Source organism: Micromonospora sp. U21 (genome assembly GCF_018070045.1).
Lineage (GTDB): Bacteria > Actinomycetota > Actinomycetes > Mycobacteriales > Micromonosporaceae > Micromonospora.
Window position 1 is genome coordinate 44,589 of the sequence record NZ_JAGPYK010000004.1, and the last position, 14,437, is coordinate 59,025.

The 14,437-nt window shown below is 73.1% G+C and carries 16 protein-coding genes and 1 pseudogene; 9 read left to right on the plus strand and 8 right to left on the minus strand.

The features are described from left to right. Positions 1-12: 12 nt before the first annotated feature. Positions 13-813, minus strand: coding sequence for an ATP-binding protein (locus KBX63_RS06575; protein WP_210909315.1), 801 nt, complete (start codon positions 811-813; stop codon positions 13-15). Continuing rightward, positions 813-1,811, minus strand: coding sequence for an SDR family oxidoreductase (locus tag KBX63_RS06580; RefSeq protein WP_210909323.1), 999 nt, complete (start codon positions 1,809-1,811; stop codon positions 813-815). Before KBX63_RS06580 ends, KBX63_RS06575 begins: the two co-directional genes overlap by 1 nt. A gap of 235 nt (positions 1,812-2,046) precedes the next feature. Between KBX63_RS06580 and KBX63_RS06585 the strand changes: the two genes are divergently transcribed. Beyond that, positions 2,047-3,246, plus strand: coding sequence for a glycosyltransferase (locus KBX63_RS06585; RefSeq protein WP_210909335.1), 1,200 nt, complete (start codon positions 2,047-2,049; stop codon positions 3,244-3,246). Here KBX63_RS06585 and KBX63_RS06590 read toward each other — a convergent pair. From KBX63_RS06590 to aroA, 4 genes and pseudogenes are all read right to left on the minus strand, one after another. Then, positions 3,204-4,144 (minus strand): annotated as a pseudogene (locus tag KBX63_RS06590) (hypothetical protein). The gene KBX63_RS06585 and the pseudogene KBX63_RS06590 sit on opposite strands and share 43 nt — an antisense overlap. Positions 4,145-4,203: 59 nt before the next feature. Next, positions 4,204-5,022 carry a histidinol-phosphatase gene (gene hisN, locus KBX63_RS06595; protein ID WP_210909350.1) on the minus strand — a complete coding sequence of 273 codons (819 nt, stop codon included), beginning with the start codon at positions 5,020-5,022 and terminating at the stop codon, positions 4,204-4,206. A 28-nt stretch (positions 5,023-5,050) separates the two neighbouring features. Beyond that, the gene (rsgA, locus tag KBX63_RS06600; RefSeq protein WP_210909353.1) at positions 5,051-6,061 is read right to left on the minus strand and encodes a ribosome small subunit-dependent GTPase A; all 1,011 of its coding nucleotides are present in this window, start codon (positions 6,059-6,061) and stop codon (positions 5,051-5,053) included. 120 nt (positions 6,062-6,181) lie between these two features. Beyond that, positions 6,182-7,483 (minus strand): 3-phosphoshikimate 1-carboxyvinyltransferase, encoded by a 1,302-nt coding sequence (gene aroA / locus KBX63_RS06605; RefSeq protein ID WP_210909356.1) that lies wholly within the window; start codon positions 7,481-7,483, stop codon positions 6,182-6,184. 101 nt (positions 7,484-7,584) lie between these two features. Here aroA and KBX63_RS06610 point away from each other — a divergent pair, with 101 nt between their 5' ends. The 5 genes from KBX63_RS06610 (at position 7,585) to rsrA (ending at position 10,905) form a co-directional block, all read left to right on the plus strand. Next, positions 7,585-8,295: an SOS response-associated peptidase gene (locus tag KBX63_RS06610; protein ID WP_210909359.1), complete on the plus strand. Its 711-nt coding sequence runs from the start codon at positions 7,585-7,587 to the stop codon at positions 8,293-8,295. Positions 8,296-8,490: 195 nt separating this feature from the next. Continuing rightward, positions 8,491-8,883 (plus strand): WhiB family transcriptional regulator, encoded by a 393-nt coding sequence (locus tag KBX63_RS06615; RefSeq protein ID WP_210909362.1) that lies wholly within the window; start codon positions 8,491-8,493, stop codon positions 8,881-8,883. A 52-nt stretch (positions 8,884-8,935) separates the two neighbouring features. Continuing rightward, positions 8,936-9,553, plus strand: a complete 618-nt coding sequence (locus KBX63_RS06620) for an alpha/beta family hydrolase (protein ID WP_210909374.1) — start codon at positions 8,936-8,938, stop codon at positions 9,551-9,553. Positions 9,554-9,788: 235 nt separating this feature from the next. Then, positions 9,789-10,616 carry a sigma-70 family RNA polymerase sigma factor gene (locus KBX63_RS06625; protein WP_210909387.1) on the plus strand — a complete coding sequence of 276 codons (828 nt, stop codon included), beginning with the start codon at positions 9,789-9,791 and terminating at the stop codon, positions 10,614-10,616. A gap of 1 nt (position 10,617) precedes the next feature. Next, a complete protein-coding gene (gene rsrA / locus KBX63_RS06630; protein WP_030336658.1) occupies positions 10,618-10,905 on the plus strand; it encodes a mycothiol system anti-sigma-R factor in 288 nt (95 codons plus the stop codon). 119 nt (positions 10,906-11,024) lie between these two features. Here the strand turns inward: rsrA and KBX63_RS36660 are convergent, their stop codons facing one another. Then, positions 11,025-11,138, minus strand: a complete 114-nt coding sequence (locus tag KBX63_RS36660; RefSeq protein WP_374102192.1) for a 50S ribosomal protein bL37 — start codon at positions 11,136-11,138, stop codon at positions 11,025-11,027. A 181-nt stretch (positions 11,139-11,319) separates the two neighbouring features. Between KBX63_RS36660 and KBX63_RS06635 the strand changes: the two genes are divergently transcribed. Together KBX63_RS06635 and KBX63_RS06640 are read left to right on the plus strand one after the other, a co-directional pair. After that, a complete protein-coding gene (locus KBX63_RS06635; protein WP_210910145.1) occupies positions 11,320-11,541 on the plus strand; it encodes a biotin/lipoyl-binding carrier protein in 222 nt (73 codons plus the stop codon). Further along, positions 11,538-12,047, plus strand: a complete 510-nt coding sequence (locus KBX63_RS06640; RefSeq protein ID WP_210909389.1) for a GNAT family N-acetyltransferase — start codon at positions 11,538-11,540, stop codon at positions 12,045-12,047. Before KBX63_RS06635 ends, KBX63_RS06640 begins: the two co-directional genes overlap by 4 nt. Before the next feature lie 12 nt (positions 12,048-12,059). On the opposite strand, the gene KBX63_RS06645 is transcribed toward KBX63_RS06640, so the two are convergent. Then, complete coding sequence (locus KBX63_RS06645; protein ID WP_210909392.1) at positions 12,060-12,671, minus strand: TetR/AcrR family transcriptional regulator; 612 nt, start codon at positions 12,669-12,671, stop codon at positions 12,060-12,062. A gap of 111 nt (positions 12,672-12,782) precedes the next feature. On the opposite strand from KBX63_RS06645, the gene KBX63_RS06650 reads away from it, so the two are divergent. Further along, entirely contained in the window at positions 12,783-14,360 is a 1,578-nt protein-coding gene (locus tag KBX63_RS06650) for an MDR family MFS transporter (RefSeq protein ID WP_210909395.1), read from the plus strand. Positions 14,361-14,437: the final 77 nt, after the last annotated feature.

The following is a 14,437-nucleotide window of genomic DNA, read 5'->3' on the forward strand; positions in this document are numbered from 1 at the left end:
GGGAACGGCCCGTCAACTGAGGGGGGCGGTTTCGTCCTCGGGGTGCAGCACGCACCAGACGACCTTGCCGTCCGGTACCGGGCTGCTGCCCCAGCGGCGGGCCACCATGTCGATCAGCAGCAGGCCCCGCCCGCCGGGCCGGGTCGGTGGGGCCAGCCCGGCGAACGCGGGCCGGAGGGGGGAGTGGTCGCGAACCGCCACGCGCAGGGTGCCGGCCTGGGGAGCCAGCCGGATGGTCATCGGGGTCCGGGCGTGCGCCACCACGTTGTTGACCATCTCGGTGATCGCGATGCTCGCCGGTTCGGCCAGCGGCCGCACGTCCCAGTGCTGGCAGCCGCTGGTGACCATCTCGCGGGCCTGCCGGGCGGCGCCGACGGTCGGGGCCAGCTCAGCGGTGAGGACCGCGGCCAGCGGCGCCGCGGCCAGCGCGCCGTCCAGGGTGGGCCAGGCCGGGACGCCGGCCAGTGCGGCGTCCGCACCGCCGGACGCGGAGACCGACGGGTCGCAGAGCAGCAGGTCCGCGGCGGGCCAGTCGGCGACCTCCCGACGGATCTCGGCGAAGACGCCCTGCCCGACCTGGTCGGCGACCCGCAACCCGCTCACGTCGGCCACCACCGGGCCGGGTCGGTCGCAGAGCAGGGCCAGCAGCGCGGCCCGGACCGTGTCGGCACCGGCAGCATCGAGCACTCCGGTCAGCCGGACCACACCGGACGACTCGTCGATCTCCACCAGACAACGCACGTCGGTCGGCATGATCGCCCCATTGTGCTCCCGGGTGACGAAGGTCGCATCCGGGCGGTCGATGAACGTCATCAGCGTGCCAACCGGGATCGGCGGGTGATCGCCGCCATCGTGCCGACCGCGGTGCCGGCGGCGGCGAGGCCGAACGCGGCGGTCATCCGTACCAGCTGCCGCCGCCGGCCGTGCCAGCCGCCGTTCCGGCGGCCCTCCGCATCGGCGTGGAAGACGTTGCCGCTGCTGTCCACCCGCGCGCCGGGGCCGAACTGGGTCCGGTGGGCGTACCAGCCGAGGGCGCGCTCCACCAGCGCCGGCGCGAGCCGCCACTGCAGGCCGAGCAGCCGGGCGGCGCCGCCGGCGTACGCCTCGCGGCGTGGCCGCCGCAGCAGCCGGACGATGGTCTCGGCGACCACCTCCGGCGGGTAGACCGGGGGCGGTGGCAGCAGCTCGCGGCCGCTGTGGTTGGCCGCGTGCCGGAAGAACGGGGTGTCCATGGTTGCCGGCAGCACGGTGCAGATGGAGATCTGGCCCCGGCCGGTGACCCGCAGTTCCTGCCGGACGGTGTCGGCCAGCCCTCGGATGCCGTGCTTGGTGGCGTTGTACGCCGACTGGTACGGCATCGCCACCTCGGCCAGCACCGAGGCGTTGTTGACCAGTACCCCTCCACCAGCCGCGCCGAGGTGCGGCAGCGCGGCCTTGATGCCGTGCACCGTGCCGAGCAGATTCACCTCCACCACCCGGCGGAACTCGGCGACCGGGATCTCGTCGAACAGCCCCACGACGCCCACCGCGGCGTTGTTCACCCACGCGTCGATCCGCCCGAACTCGGCCGCCGCCCGGTCGGCCAGCCGCTGCACCGACTCCAGGTCTGTCACGTCGGTCGGCACGGCCAGCGCCCGACCGCCCAGCTGCCGGCAGCGTTGTGCGACCTGCCGCAGCGCTGGCTCACTGCGGGCGGCCAGCACGACGGCGGCGCCCCGGCGGGCCAGCGCGTACGCCGTGGCGGTGCCGATCCCGCTGGAGGCGCCGGTGATCACCACGGTCGAGTCGTCGAGGCTGCGGGTCAGCGGCATTCCTGAGCGGTACCCCCGGCGAGGCCTGGTCATACCACCGGCCGGTGGTCGATCAACGCGGGATCGCCGCCCGGCCGGTCCGCGTCGGAGCTCTCGTGATTGTCGTGGCGCAAGTGTCGGCGGCACCTGCGGTGACTGTTCCCGATCTGCCAGGTTTCGGCTCCCGCTCACCCGGTTAATGGGACGCTCTGACCGGGAGGACCACTGCCGAGGAAAGATCGCAGGGAGGTGACCCATGCGCGTCGGCCTCGTCTGCGCGCACACCAGCTCGTACCGGCACGCCGACGGCCCGCCGGTCGGCACCCAACAGCACATCGCGCGGGTCGCCGCCGAGCTGGCCGGCCGAGGCCACGACGTCCGGCTCTACGAGCGCCGGCACGACCCAGGGCTGCCGGTGACGGTGGACGTCGACGGCTACCAGGTGCACCGGGTGCCAGCCGGCCCGCCCACGCCGTTGCCCACCGCCGAGCTGATCCCACACGTGACGGAGTTCGGTCGCTGGCTGACCGACGAGTGGGCCGGCGCCTGGCGGCCCGAGGTGGTGCACGGGCACTACTGGATCGGCGGCCTGGCCGCCGCGCACGCGGTCCGGGAGACCGACATCCCGGTTGTGCAGACCTTCCACTCGCTCGGCGTCGAGCAGCTGCGCCACCTGGGCGGCCGATACGACGGGCCGGGGGAGCGGATCCCGCTGGAACGTGCGCTGACCCGGGCCGTGGACATCGCGGTCGCCCAGTGCAACGACGAGGTGGACGAGCTGACCCGGATGGGCCTGCAACGCAGCTCGGTGGCGATGGTGCCGGCGGGGGTGGACACCGAGCAGTTCCACCCCGACGGTGAGGCGGCGCCCCGCGAGCAGCGGGCGCGGATCCTCTCCGTCGGCGGGCTCTCCCCGGGCCACGGCCAGGAGGACCTGATCCGGGCGATGCGCCTGGTCGGCGATGCCGAGCTGGTGATCGCCGGCGGGCCTGTGGTCGACCAGTTGGCCAACCACACGGAGGCGCGCCGGCTGCGCGAGCTGGCTGAGCAGGTCGGGGTGGCCGATCAGGTACGGCTCGTCGGCGCGGTGCCGCACGACCAGATGGCCACCTGGTACCGGTCGGCGGACGTGGTGGCCTGCACGCCGCACTACTCGTCGGCCGGGCGGGTCTCGCTGGAGGCGATGGCCTGCGGGGTGCCGGTGGTCGGCTACGCGATGGGCGGTCTGGCGGATGCCGTCGTCGACGAGGTCACCGGCCGGCTGGTGCCGCCCGGCGACGTGCGGGCCCTCGGGGTCTCCCTGCGCCGGCTGCTCGCCGACAACGCCGGGCGGTTCGCGTACGGCCACGCTGCGGTGGACCGGGTCCGCAGCAGCTACACGTGGGAACGGACCGGTGGCGCGCTGGAACGCCTCTACGAGCGTGTGGTGAGCCGCCGCAAACCGGTCGAAGCCTGAGCGCGGCGCCGCGCGGCGGTGCCGGACACCGGGTGGGTGCCGGTCAGCCGGGCTGGCCGACGCCCACCATGGCCCGGTCGCGGCGGCGCGCGTTCGCGTGGTGGTGCTGTGGCTCCGCGTACCGCGTCAGCCCGATCACCGAGGCGAGGGTGACCAGGAAACCCACTGCGGCCAGCCACTCCCGACCCGGCCAGATCTTGTCGTTGAGCAGCAGGAGGCCGACGATCGCCGCCGGCACCGCCCCGGCGGCGTCCATCGCGGCGACCGCGGCGGTGGTGGAGCCGCGCTGCATCGCCAGGCCCAGCAGCAGCTGACCGACGATCGAGTGGACGATGAGCAGGTAGAACAGCGGGTTGGCGAGGAACGCCTCGGCGGACGGCGCGGAGGCCAGTGGCCGGGCGGCCACCGCGGCCGAGGAGAACGCCAGCCCGGCCAGCGAGCCGAGGGCCACCGAACCGGGTGCCCCGTGCAACCGGACGGCGAAGAAGCCGAGCACCGCGATCACGCCGAGCGCCACCAGCAGGGCGACCGCCCCGGCGGTGCCGAGCTGCCGGGACGGCGCCGGCCGGGCGGCCAGAACCAACGCGGTGATCCCGCCGAAGAGCAGGGCCAGCAGCGCCACCTCGGCCACCGGTAGCCGCCACTTCAACACCAGCACGCCGAGGATGGCGGTCACCCCGAGCCCGGCGGCCACGCTGGCCTGGACCAGGAACAGCGGCAGGTCGCGCCGGGCCAGGAAAGCGAGCACGAAGCCGCCGATCTGGCAGCTCAGCCCCACCAGATACGTCCGGTGCCCGGCCAGCCGCAGCAGCAGGCCCGGATCGAAGGTGTGGTGGACCGTGGTGCGGGCCGCGGCCACCGACTGAAGCAGGTTGGCGACGCCGTACGCGACGATCATCGCCGCGAGGAAGCACCAGCCGGAGGAGACCACCTGGCGAGGATAGAGGCTGCCGGGGGTCAGCGCTCGGCTGGTCGATCGAGCCGGGCGAGGATGTCGGCGTGCAGCACACCGTTGGTGGCCACCAGGCTGCTCTCGGTGCCCGGCTCGCCGGCCGGAGCCGGTCGACCAGCCAGATCCGTGACCGTGCCACCCGCCTCCGTGATGATCGGCACCAGCGCCGCCATGTCCCACAGCGACAGCTCCGGCTCGACCATCACGTCCAGTGCACCCTCGGCCAACAGCATGTAGCCGTAGAAGTCGCCGTACGCCCGGCTGCGCCAACTGGTCCGCATCAGGTCGAGCATCGCGTCGAGCCGCCCGGCGCGCTCCCATCCCGTCAGCGACGAGTAGCAGAAGCTGGCGTCGGCGAGCCGCCCCACGGCGGAGACCCCGATCCGCTCGCCGGCGGCGGGACCCGGCCCGGCGTACGCGCCCGCGCCGAGGCTCGCCCACCAGCGTCGGCCCAGCGCCGGAGCGGACACCACGCCGACCACCGGACGGTCCGCGTCGAAGAGCGCGATCAGGGTGGCCCAGACCGGCACACCGCGGACGAAGTTCTTGGTGCCGTCGATCGGGTCGACGATCCACCGCCGACCGTCCGGGGCGCTGGCCGGCTGGTCGCCGTACTCCTCGCCGAGCAGCCCGTCGGCCGGCCGGTGCTCGGCCAGCAGCGCCCGGATCTCCCGCTCCACGGCGGTGTCCGCGTCGGAGACCGGGGTCAGATCGGGCTTCGCCTCGACCCGCAGGTCGAGCGCGCGGAACCGGGCCGTGGCGATGGCGTCGGCCCGGTCGGCGAGCAGGTGGGCGAGGTCGAGGTCATCGGCGTACCCGGTCATGCCGGCAACCTAGCCGACGCCCGGCGGCTCACTCGTCCGGGCCGCGCCGGTCGCCCTCGCCGGGACCGCGCTGGTCGGTCTCGCCGCGCTGGTCGCCCTCGCCGGCCCGGGAGGCGAGCAACCGGCGGTACGAGGCCAGCCGGCGCGGGTCGGCCTTGCCGGCGGCCACCCAGGCATCCAGCCCGCACTCGGCCGCGTCCGCCGTGTGCGGACAGTTGGGTGGGCAGTCCACGGTCCCCTCGACCAGGTCGGGAAAGCCGTGCAGCAGGCTGTCGGCGGAGACGTGGGCCAGCCCGAAGCTGCGGATCCCCGGGGTGTCGATGATCCAGCCCGGGTCGGTGTCGATGCCGGGTATCGCCGGCAGCCGCAGCGCCACCGCGCTGGTCGAGGTGTGCCGGCCGCGGCCGATCGCGCTGACCGTGCCGACCGCTCGGGCGGCGTCCGGCACCAGCCTGTTGACCAGCGTCGACTTGCCCACCCCGGAGTGCCCGACCAGCACCGACACCCGGCCGGCGAGCAGCGCGCGCAGGGCGCCCAGGTCGGAGTCGGGACGGTTGAGCACGTACGGCAGCTCCAGCTCGGTGTAGTAACCCAGCACCTCCTCCGGGCCGGCCAGATCGGCCTTGGTGAGGCAGAGCAGGGGTTCGACGTCCGCGTCGTACGCGGCCACCAGGCAGCGGTCGATGAATCCGGTGCGTGGCGGCGGGTCGGCCAGCGCGCTGACGATCACCATCTGGTCGGCGTTGGCCACCACCACCCGCTCCAGCCGGCCCTCGGCGGTGGTCTCGTCGTCGTCGGCGGTGCGGCGCAGCACCGAGCGGCGTTCGGTGATCCGGACGATGCGGGCGAGAGCGCCCTCCGCGCCGGAGGTGTCCCCGACGAGACTGACCCGGTCGCCCACCACCACCGACTTCCGACCCAGCTCACGGGCCCGCATCGCGGTGACCATGGGCAGCTCGGCCACGGCGACGCCGCGCTCGGCGCCGGCCAGCACACAGGTGTAGCGCCCCCGGTCGACGGCGATGACGAAGCCGTCCACCGCGTCGGCGTGCTGGGGCCGGGTGCGCGTACGCGGACGCGAGGACTTCCCGGGCCGGACCCGTACGTCGTCCTCGTCGTACTCCCGCCGTCTGGTCGCCAGGATCCGTCCTCCGTCGCGTCAGCTCTTGCCGGTCACCATCGCTGACCATAGTGCCGGGAACTCGGGCATGGTCTTGGAGGTACACCCGACGTCGTCCACCTCGATGCCCGGCACGGCCAGCCCGGCCACCGCGGCGGCGTGTGCCATCCGGTGGTCGTGGTAGGTGTGGAACACGCCGCCGCGCAGCGGCCGGGGTCGGATCTCCAGCCCGTCCGGCGCCTCGGTGACGTCGGCGCCGAGCGCGGCGAACTCCCGCGCCAGCGCGGTCAGCCGGTCGGTCTCGTGGCCGCGGATGTGCCCGATGCCGGTGAAGATCGACGGCGAGTCGGCCAGCATGGCCAGCGCGGTCAGTGCCGGGGTCAGTTCGCTCACGTCGGAGAGGTCGGCGGTCAGGCCGTGCACCACGCCGGAGCCCCGGACGGTCAGCCCGGTGGTGGAGAGGGTGACCTCGCCGCCCATCCGGTGCAGCAGTGAGCGCAGCTGCTCGACCGGCTGCGCGCTGCTGCGCGGCCAGCCCTGGAGGGTGACCTCACCGCCGGTGACCAGCGCGGCGGCGAAGAACGGCACCGCGCCGGAGAGGTCCGGCTCGATCTCCCAGCCGCGACCGGTGAGCGGGCCGGGCTCGACGGTCCACACGTCGGGGGTGGTGTCGTCGACGGCCGCGCCGGCGGCGCGCAGCATCTGCACCGTCATCCGCAGGTGCGGCGCGGACGGCACCGGCGGGCCGACGTGCCGCACCACGACACCCCGGTCGAAGCGCGGGGCGGCCAGTAGCAGCCCGGAGACCAGTTGGCTGGAGGCGGAGGCGTCGATCACCACCTCACCGCCGGTGATCCGGCCGGCGCCGAGCACGGTCAGCGGCAGGCTGCCCGCACCGGTGACGTCGATCCGGACGCCCAGCGAGCGCATCGCGCCGATCAGTGGGCCGAGTGGCCGGGTGCGGGCGTGCGGATCGCCGTCGAAGGTGATCCGGCCGTCGGCCAGCCCCGCCACCGGTGGCACGAACCGCATCACCGTGCCGGCCAGCCCCACGTCCACGTGCGCCGGGCCGGCCAGCGGGTGCGGCCGGACCAGCCAGCGCTCGTCGTCGCTGATCGACACGTGTGCGCCCATCGCCCGTAGGCCGGCGGCCATCAACTCGGTGTCCCGGGCGCGCAGCGGCCCGGCCAGTGTCGACGGACCGGCGGCCAGCGCGCTGAGCACCAGGGCGCGCGCGGTCATCGACTTGGACCCGGGCAGGCGCAGCGTGGCCGCCACCGGGTCGGAGGCGGTCGGTGCGGTCCACGGCTGAGGCGGCCGGGTCGCGGTCAGGTTCCCCACGGTTACATTCTGCCGTGTCGGCCGGTGGGCTGCGGCGAACGGCGGTCCTACTCCCGGTTGGCGGGACAGCCGGCGGGTCGTCGACGGGTTAGCGTGTGCCCATGTGCGGCAGGTACGCGACGACCCGGAGCTCCGGCGAGCTGAGCGCGCTGTTCGAGTCGTCCGACGACACCGACGGCCGGCTCCGGCCGGACCACAACGTCGCGCCGACCGACCCGGTGCCGCTGGTCCGGGTCACCTCGGAGGGGCACCGCAGTCTCTGCGTCGGCCGCTGGGGCCTCGTGCCGCACTGGTCGCGGTCGGCCGCCGGCGCGGCTCGCATGATCAACGCGCGGGCGGAGACGGTCGCCACCAGCCGGGCGTACGCCGGCGCGTTCGCCCGTCGCCGCTGCCTGGTCCCGGCCGACGGCTGGTACGAGTGGGTCCGCCAACCCGACGGCGGGCGGCAGGCGTACTACATGACCCCCACCGACGGCTCGGTGCTGGCCCTGGCCGGCATCTGGTCGGTCTGGGGGTCCGGGGCCGACAGCCGGCTCACCTTCAGCGTGCTGACCACCGCGGCGCTCGGCGGGCTGGCCGAGGTGCACGACCGGATGCCGGTGCTGCTGTCGCCCGAGCGGTGGTCGTCGTGGCTGGCGCCGACCGAGGAGCCGGGCCGGCTGCTCGCCCCGCCTCCGGCCGACCAGCTGGCCGGGTTGGAGATCCGCCCGGTGGGGCCGGCAGTGGGTGATGTCCGCAACGACGGGCCGCAGTTGATCGCCCGGGTGCCGCTGGCACCGATGGTGGCACCGCAGGAGCTGACCCTGTTCTGAGGCCCGTGCGCATCGTCGGGCGCCGATTTGCCGGGGTTGCGGGTGTTCGTCGCCTGGCCGTTCAGTCATCTTCCCGGCAGGCACTTGTCTCGGTGTCCGGAAGTGCGATAGAACACAGCGCCGGTAGTGGGTGTCGATTCGCACGGGGCGGACGACATCCACCGATCTTGCCGGTCCCACGGGGGAGGTGGGTGGATGACACGGGCGCGTATGCCCCGCCCGCACGAGGTGGCCGCGGCGCGGCGAGATCCGCGACTGCTGCGGGCCTTGCGGGAACGTCGAGAGGATGACGCGTGGCGCACCAGAGGCACATGCCAGAGCGTTGATCCGGAGACTTTCTTTCCGGCGCCGAACGAGCCGGCGGACGCCGCCGTCGCGCTGTGCCGCAGCTGCGACGTCCAGGGGTCATGCCTGGCCTGGGCGTTGGAGGTGGGTGACTGCCACGGCGTGTGGGGCGCCACGACGCCCCGCGAGCGGCGGGCGATGCTGGTGGCCTGGCGCGGCCAGGTCGAACCGGATCCGGACGCCGCGGACGAGGCCGGCCCGCCGGTACGGGACCGTCTGCTCACCCTGGTCCCGCTGAGCTGACCACAGGCCCGGTCGGGTCCCGGGTGCCGGCCGGGCAGCGCAGAATGGGTCGGTGCCGCCCAGCGACGAGATCGAGACCCCGCGCGGTCCGGCCCGGATCGACACCGACCTGCCGGACGGGCCGGCCGCCGCGCTGCTCGTGCTCGGGCACGGTGCGGGCGGCAGCGTGGACGCGCCCGACCTGCTCGCGGTGCGCGACGCGGCCGTCGCGGCCGGTCTGGCGGTGGTGCGGGTGACCCAGCCCTACCGGGTCGCCGGCCGCCGTGCGCCGGCTCCCGCCGGGCACCTCGACGAGGCCTGGACGACGGTGCTCGCTGGGTTGCGCGACCGGCAGCCGGACGTCCCGACCCTGCTGGTCGGCGGTCGCTCCAGCGGCGCTCGGGTGGCCTGCCGGACGGCCCGTGCGGTGGGCGCGGCCGGCGTGGTCGCGCTGGCCTTTCCGCTGCACCCGCCCGGGCGGCCGGAGCGCTCCCGGGCCGCCGAGTTGGCCACCGGGCTGCCAACACTGGTGGTCAACGGCGACCGTGACCCGTTCGGGGTGCCGGAGCCGGGGCCGGCCGTGCAGGTGGTGACCCGGCCGGGAGAGACGCACGACCTGCGCAGGGATCCGGCCGGCACGGCGGCCGCGGTGCTGGACTGGCTGCGCGCCCAGGGCTGGGCGGCCGGCTGATCCGGCGACCCGGGTCGGCCGGGCGAACCGTGTCCGGTGCCGGGCGCGGGTCGTTGCATCGGATGGTGCCGCCTACCGGAATCGGACGGGCGGGGCCAAATCCTCCCAGGCCCTTCCTGGTCCCAGCGCCGGCCGTTCGCCGGGGCCGGGGCCAGGAACGGGAGGGCGGGCCGGAATGCCCCACCCGTCTTCTCGCGTTACTACCCGCGGACGACTTTCTGCGAGGGGGTGACCGGTGCCGACCGAGACACGGAGCCGGGAACGGGACGAACGGGACGCCCGGCAGCTGAAGCAGTTGCTGGGTGGCCCGGACTGGCCCGCGACGGCGGGACCGGGCGGGGTGGGTGCGGTGAGCATGGGCACACCGACGGGAAGTGAATCTGTGGGCAGGCCCGTGCGCGTATCCTCGGCGGGAAAGCATCCGACGCGAGGGGATGTGCGGTTGACCACCGAGAAGACGGACGAGCGCAGGGCCCGTTTCGAGCGGGACGCGATGCCATTCGTCGATCAGCTCTACGCTGCTGGGCTGCGGATGACACGCAACCCGGCGGATGCCGAGGATCTGGTCCAGGAGACGTACCTGAAGGCGTACGCCGCCTTCCACCAGTTCGAGCAGGGCACCAACCTGAAGGCCTGGCTCTACCGGATCCTGACCAACACCTACATCAACTCCTACCGCAAGCGGCAGCGCCAGCCGATCCAGGCGCCCACGGAGGAGATCACCGACTGGCAGCTCGCCGAGGCCGAGTCGCACACCTCCAGTGGGCTGCGCTCGGCGGAGACCGAGGCTCTGGACCGGCTGCCGGACAGCGACGTCAAGGAGGCCCTCCAGCAGTTGCCGGAGGATTTCCGGCTCGCCGTCTACCTCACCGACGTCGAGGGCTTCTCCTACAAGGAGGTCGCCGACATCATGGGCACGCCGATCGGCACCGTGATGTCGCGTCTGCACCGGGGCCGTCGTAATCTGCGCAAGCTGCTCGAGCAGTACGCCGGGGAGCGTGGCTTCAGTGCGGCCCGCGCCTCGAAGGGTTCGACCGCTGCCGCTGCCGGCCGGGAGGTGTGACGTGAGCTGTGGGGAGCCGCACGAGACGGACTGCCGTGAGGTGCTCGCGGAGGTCTACCTCTACCTGGATCTGGAGTGCGCCGACGAGCGGCGCTCGCTGATCCGGCACCACCTCGACGAGTGCGGGCCGTGCCTGCGCGAGTACGGGCTCGAGCAGGAGGTGCGGGCGCTGGTGGCGCGTTGCTGCGGCAACGAGACCGCGCCGGACGAGCTGCGCGAGAGGCTGCGGGTCAAGCTCACCGAGCTGGTCGTCTTCGAGACCAGCGATTCCCGCGAACTGGCCGACTGACGTCGGCGTACCGAACGGACAAACCGGTGGCCCGGGTCGATCTCGACCCGGGCCACCGGCGTTCCCGGCGTCCGCCGGGTGGGTCTGACCGGTGACGGGCCGTCGGCCCGTCGGCCCGTTCAGGAGTTGGGACGCTTGCCGTGGTTCGCGGCGTTCTTCTTACGTGCCTTCTTCTTGCGGGACTTCTTCGCCATGCTGACCTCCTCGTGATGGGTCGGATCCGCCCTGCGCACGACCACACGCCGGTGCAGCTACCGGCGGCCCGGCGTCGGGTCCGACCCGCTGATGGTAGTGCGGCCGGCACCCGACACCTTCCCTCGGGGCGGCCGGGCACGCGAGCCGCACCGCTCCACGCCCATGGTCCGCCGCCGCATGATTGGATACGTCGGCAGGCACATCGGGAAAAGGGAGGGCCTGGACATGGCCGAGGAGATCCGCGCCGAGATGGTGGCGAACGTCTGGAAGGTCGTCGCGTCGGCCGGCGACACCGTGTCCGAGGGCGACACCCTGGTGATCCTCGAGTCGATGAAGATGGAGATCCCGGTCATCGCCGAGTCCGACGGTGTGGTCAAGCAGCTCGCCGTCAACGAGGGCGATGTCGTGCAGGACGGCGACCTCATCGCGGTGATCGATTGAGCGGCCTGCTGGTCCGGCGCGCCGACCCGGGCGACTTCCCGGCGGTGGCCCGGCTGACCGTGGCCGCGTACGAGGCGGACGGCCAGCTCAAGGGCGAGCACGGATACGGCGCGGTGCTGGCCGACGTGTCGACCCGGGCGACCAGTGGTGAGGTGCTGGTCGCGGTGGACGAGGCGACCGGCGCGGTGCTCGGCTCGGTCACCTTCGTGCTGCCGGGCACCCCGTTCGCCGAGCTGTCCGGCCCGGGTGAGTCGGAGTTCCGGATGCTCGCGGTCGACCCGGCCGCGCAGGGCCGGGGCGTTGGCGCGGCGCTGGCCCGTGCGTGCGTCGACCGCGCGGCCGAGCTGGGCTGCACGGCCGTGGTGATCTGCGTCCGTGCGGGGATGGCCGTCTCGGCGCACCGGCTGTACGAGGGGCTCGGCTTCGTCCGTTACCCGGAGAAGGACTGGGCGCCGGTGGCGGGCGTGGACCTGCTCGGCCTGCGTCTGGAGCTGCCCCGGGGCTGAGCCGCCGGGCGGTCAGCCCTGCGGGCTCCCCGGCGCTGCCGGGGTCCCACTCTCGTCGGGCTCCGCGCCGATCGCGGCCAGCAGCTCGTCGGCCACCTCCAGGGCGATCCGGCGGCGCTCGTCGTCGGTGATGTGCGGCGCCCGGACCGCGAACCAGCTGCTGTGCACCGCGAACAGCGACAGCGCGGCGCGCAGCTGGGCGGCGGGCGAGTCGTCGCCCCGGCAGAGCGCGTTGGCCAGCTCCATCATCCGGCCGCGCATCTGCTGGCCGGCGGCGAGGCTCTTGAGCACGGTCTGGTTCTGCTCGAAGAAGCGCATCACCGACGGCTGGTCGCCAGCGAACATCGTGTCGGCGTACCGGGTGATCAGCGTGCGCCGGGTGGCCAGGGTCGCCGGCTGCGACGCGGCCCAGGCGGTCAGCGCGTCCATCCGCTCCAGCCGGTCCTCGACGAAGCTGGCGACGATGTCGTCCTTGCTCTTGAAGTGGTAGTAGAGCGCCGCCTTGGTGACGTTGAGGCGCTCGGCGATCTCGCGCAGCGAGGTCTTCTCGTACCCCTGCTCGGTGAAGAGCTCCAGCGCGACGGCCTTGATCCGCTCGCGGGTGCCACCTGCGCTCTCCCTCACCCACGCCCCCAATTGGCTTGACCGTCAGTTGGTGCCCAACTTACCGTGCGGCTAGTAAGGTGACTAGCCGGGCGACAAGTAAGTATGGCAATCCTCGGGGGGAGCTTACCCATGACTCAGGCAACCCAGGCCGGCGCGCGACCCAACGTACGGGTCGTGCTGTTCGGGCTGATGATCGCAATGATGCTCGCGATGCTCGACAACATGATCGTCAGCACCGCGCTGCCGCGAATCGTGGGCGAGTTCGGGGGCCTCGACCACTTCACGTGGGTGGTCACCGCGTACGTTCTCGGCACCACCGTCTCCACCCCCATCTGGGGCAAGCTCGGTGACCTCTACGGGCGCAAGTCGGTCTTCCTGACCTCGGTCGGCATCTTCCTGCTCGGCTCCGCGCTCTGCGGCATGGCCGGCTCGGGCATGTTGGGCGGTCCCCAGGACGGCATGGTGCAGCTCATCGCCTTCCGGGCCGTGCAGGGTCTGGGCGCCGGTGGGCTCATGGTCGGCGTGATGGCGATCATCGGCGACCTGGTCCCGCCGCGCGAGCGCGGGCGCTACCAGGGCATGATCGCCGGCATCATGGCCATCGCCATGGTGGCCGGGCCGCTGGTCGGCGGCTTCATCACCGACCACCTCTCCTGGCGCTGGGCGTTCTACGTGAACCTGCCGCTGGGCGGCGTCGCGCTGCTTCTGCTGATCACCACCATGCACCTGCCGAAGTACCGCACCGAGCACCGGATCGACTGGCTCGGCGCAGGCCTGCTCTCGGTCGGCATCACCGCGATCGTGCTGATCACCACCTGGGGCGGCAACGAGTACGACTGGACGTCCCCGCAGATCCTCGGCCTGGCCGTGCTGTCCGTGCTCGCGCTGGTGGCGTTCGGCCTGGTGGAACGCCGTGTCGCCGAGCCGATCCTCCCGCTGGCCCTCTTCGCCAACCGCAACTTCGCACTGATCTCGCTGATCGGCTTCCTGCTCGGCTTCGCGATGTTCGGCGCGATGAACTTCCTGCCGCTCTACCAGCAGACCGTGCAGGGGGCCTCGGCGACCAACAGCGGCCTGCTGCTGCTGCCGCTGATGTTCGGCATGCTGGTCGTCTCCCTGGTCATCGGGCGGGCGATCACGAAGACCGGCCGGTACCGGGCGTACCCGATCATCGGTGGCGTGGTGATGACCGCGGGCATGGCACTGCTGACGCTGCTCGACACCGACACCAGCAAGCTGCAGTCCTCGCTGTACATGGTCGTGCTGGGTGCCGGCATGGGCTTCCTCATGCAGACCTCCATGCTGATCGCGCAGAACAGCGTGGAGCAGAAGGACCTCGGCGCGGCCAGCGGCGCGGCCACCTTCTTCCGGTCGATCGGCGGCTCGTTCGGCATCTCCCTGTTCGGCGCGATCTTCGCCAGCCGGCTGGCCGTCTCCAGCGCGGGCGGCGCCTTCGGTGGCGAGGGCGGCGGGATGGATCTGGAGAAGCTCAAGGAGCTGCCCGCCCAGGCGCGTGAGCTGGTGCTCGGCGGTCTCGCCGACGCGATCTCAAACGTCTTCCTCTGGGCGGTGCTGTTCACCATCGCGATCCCGGTGCTCGCCTGGTTCATCAAGGAGATCCCGCTGCGCACCGCGAACGAGGTGCCGGCACAGGCCACCCCCGAGGAAGAAGCCGAGATCGCTCTCGGCCGGGCCACGGTCGCCTGACCCCGACACCCACCCACGCCGCGTCGTCCCCTCCGGGGACGGCGCGGCGCGTCGTTCACGAGGTCGCGAGTACCGGG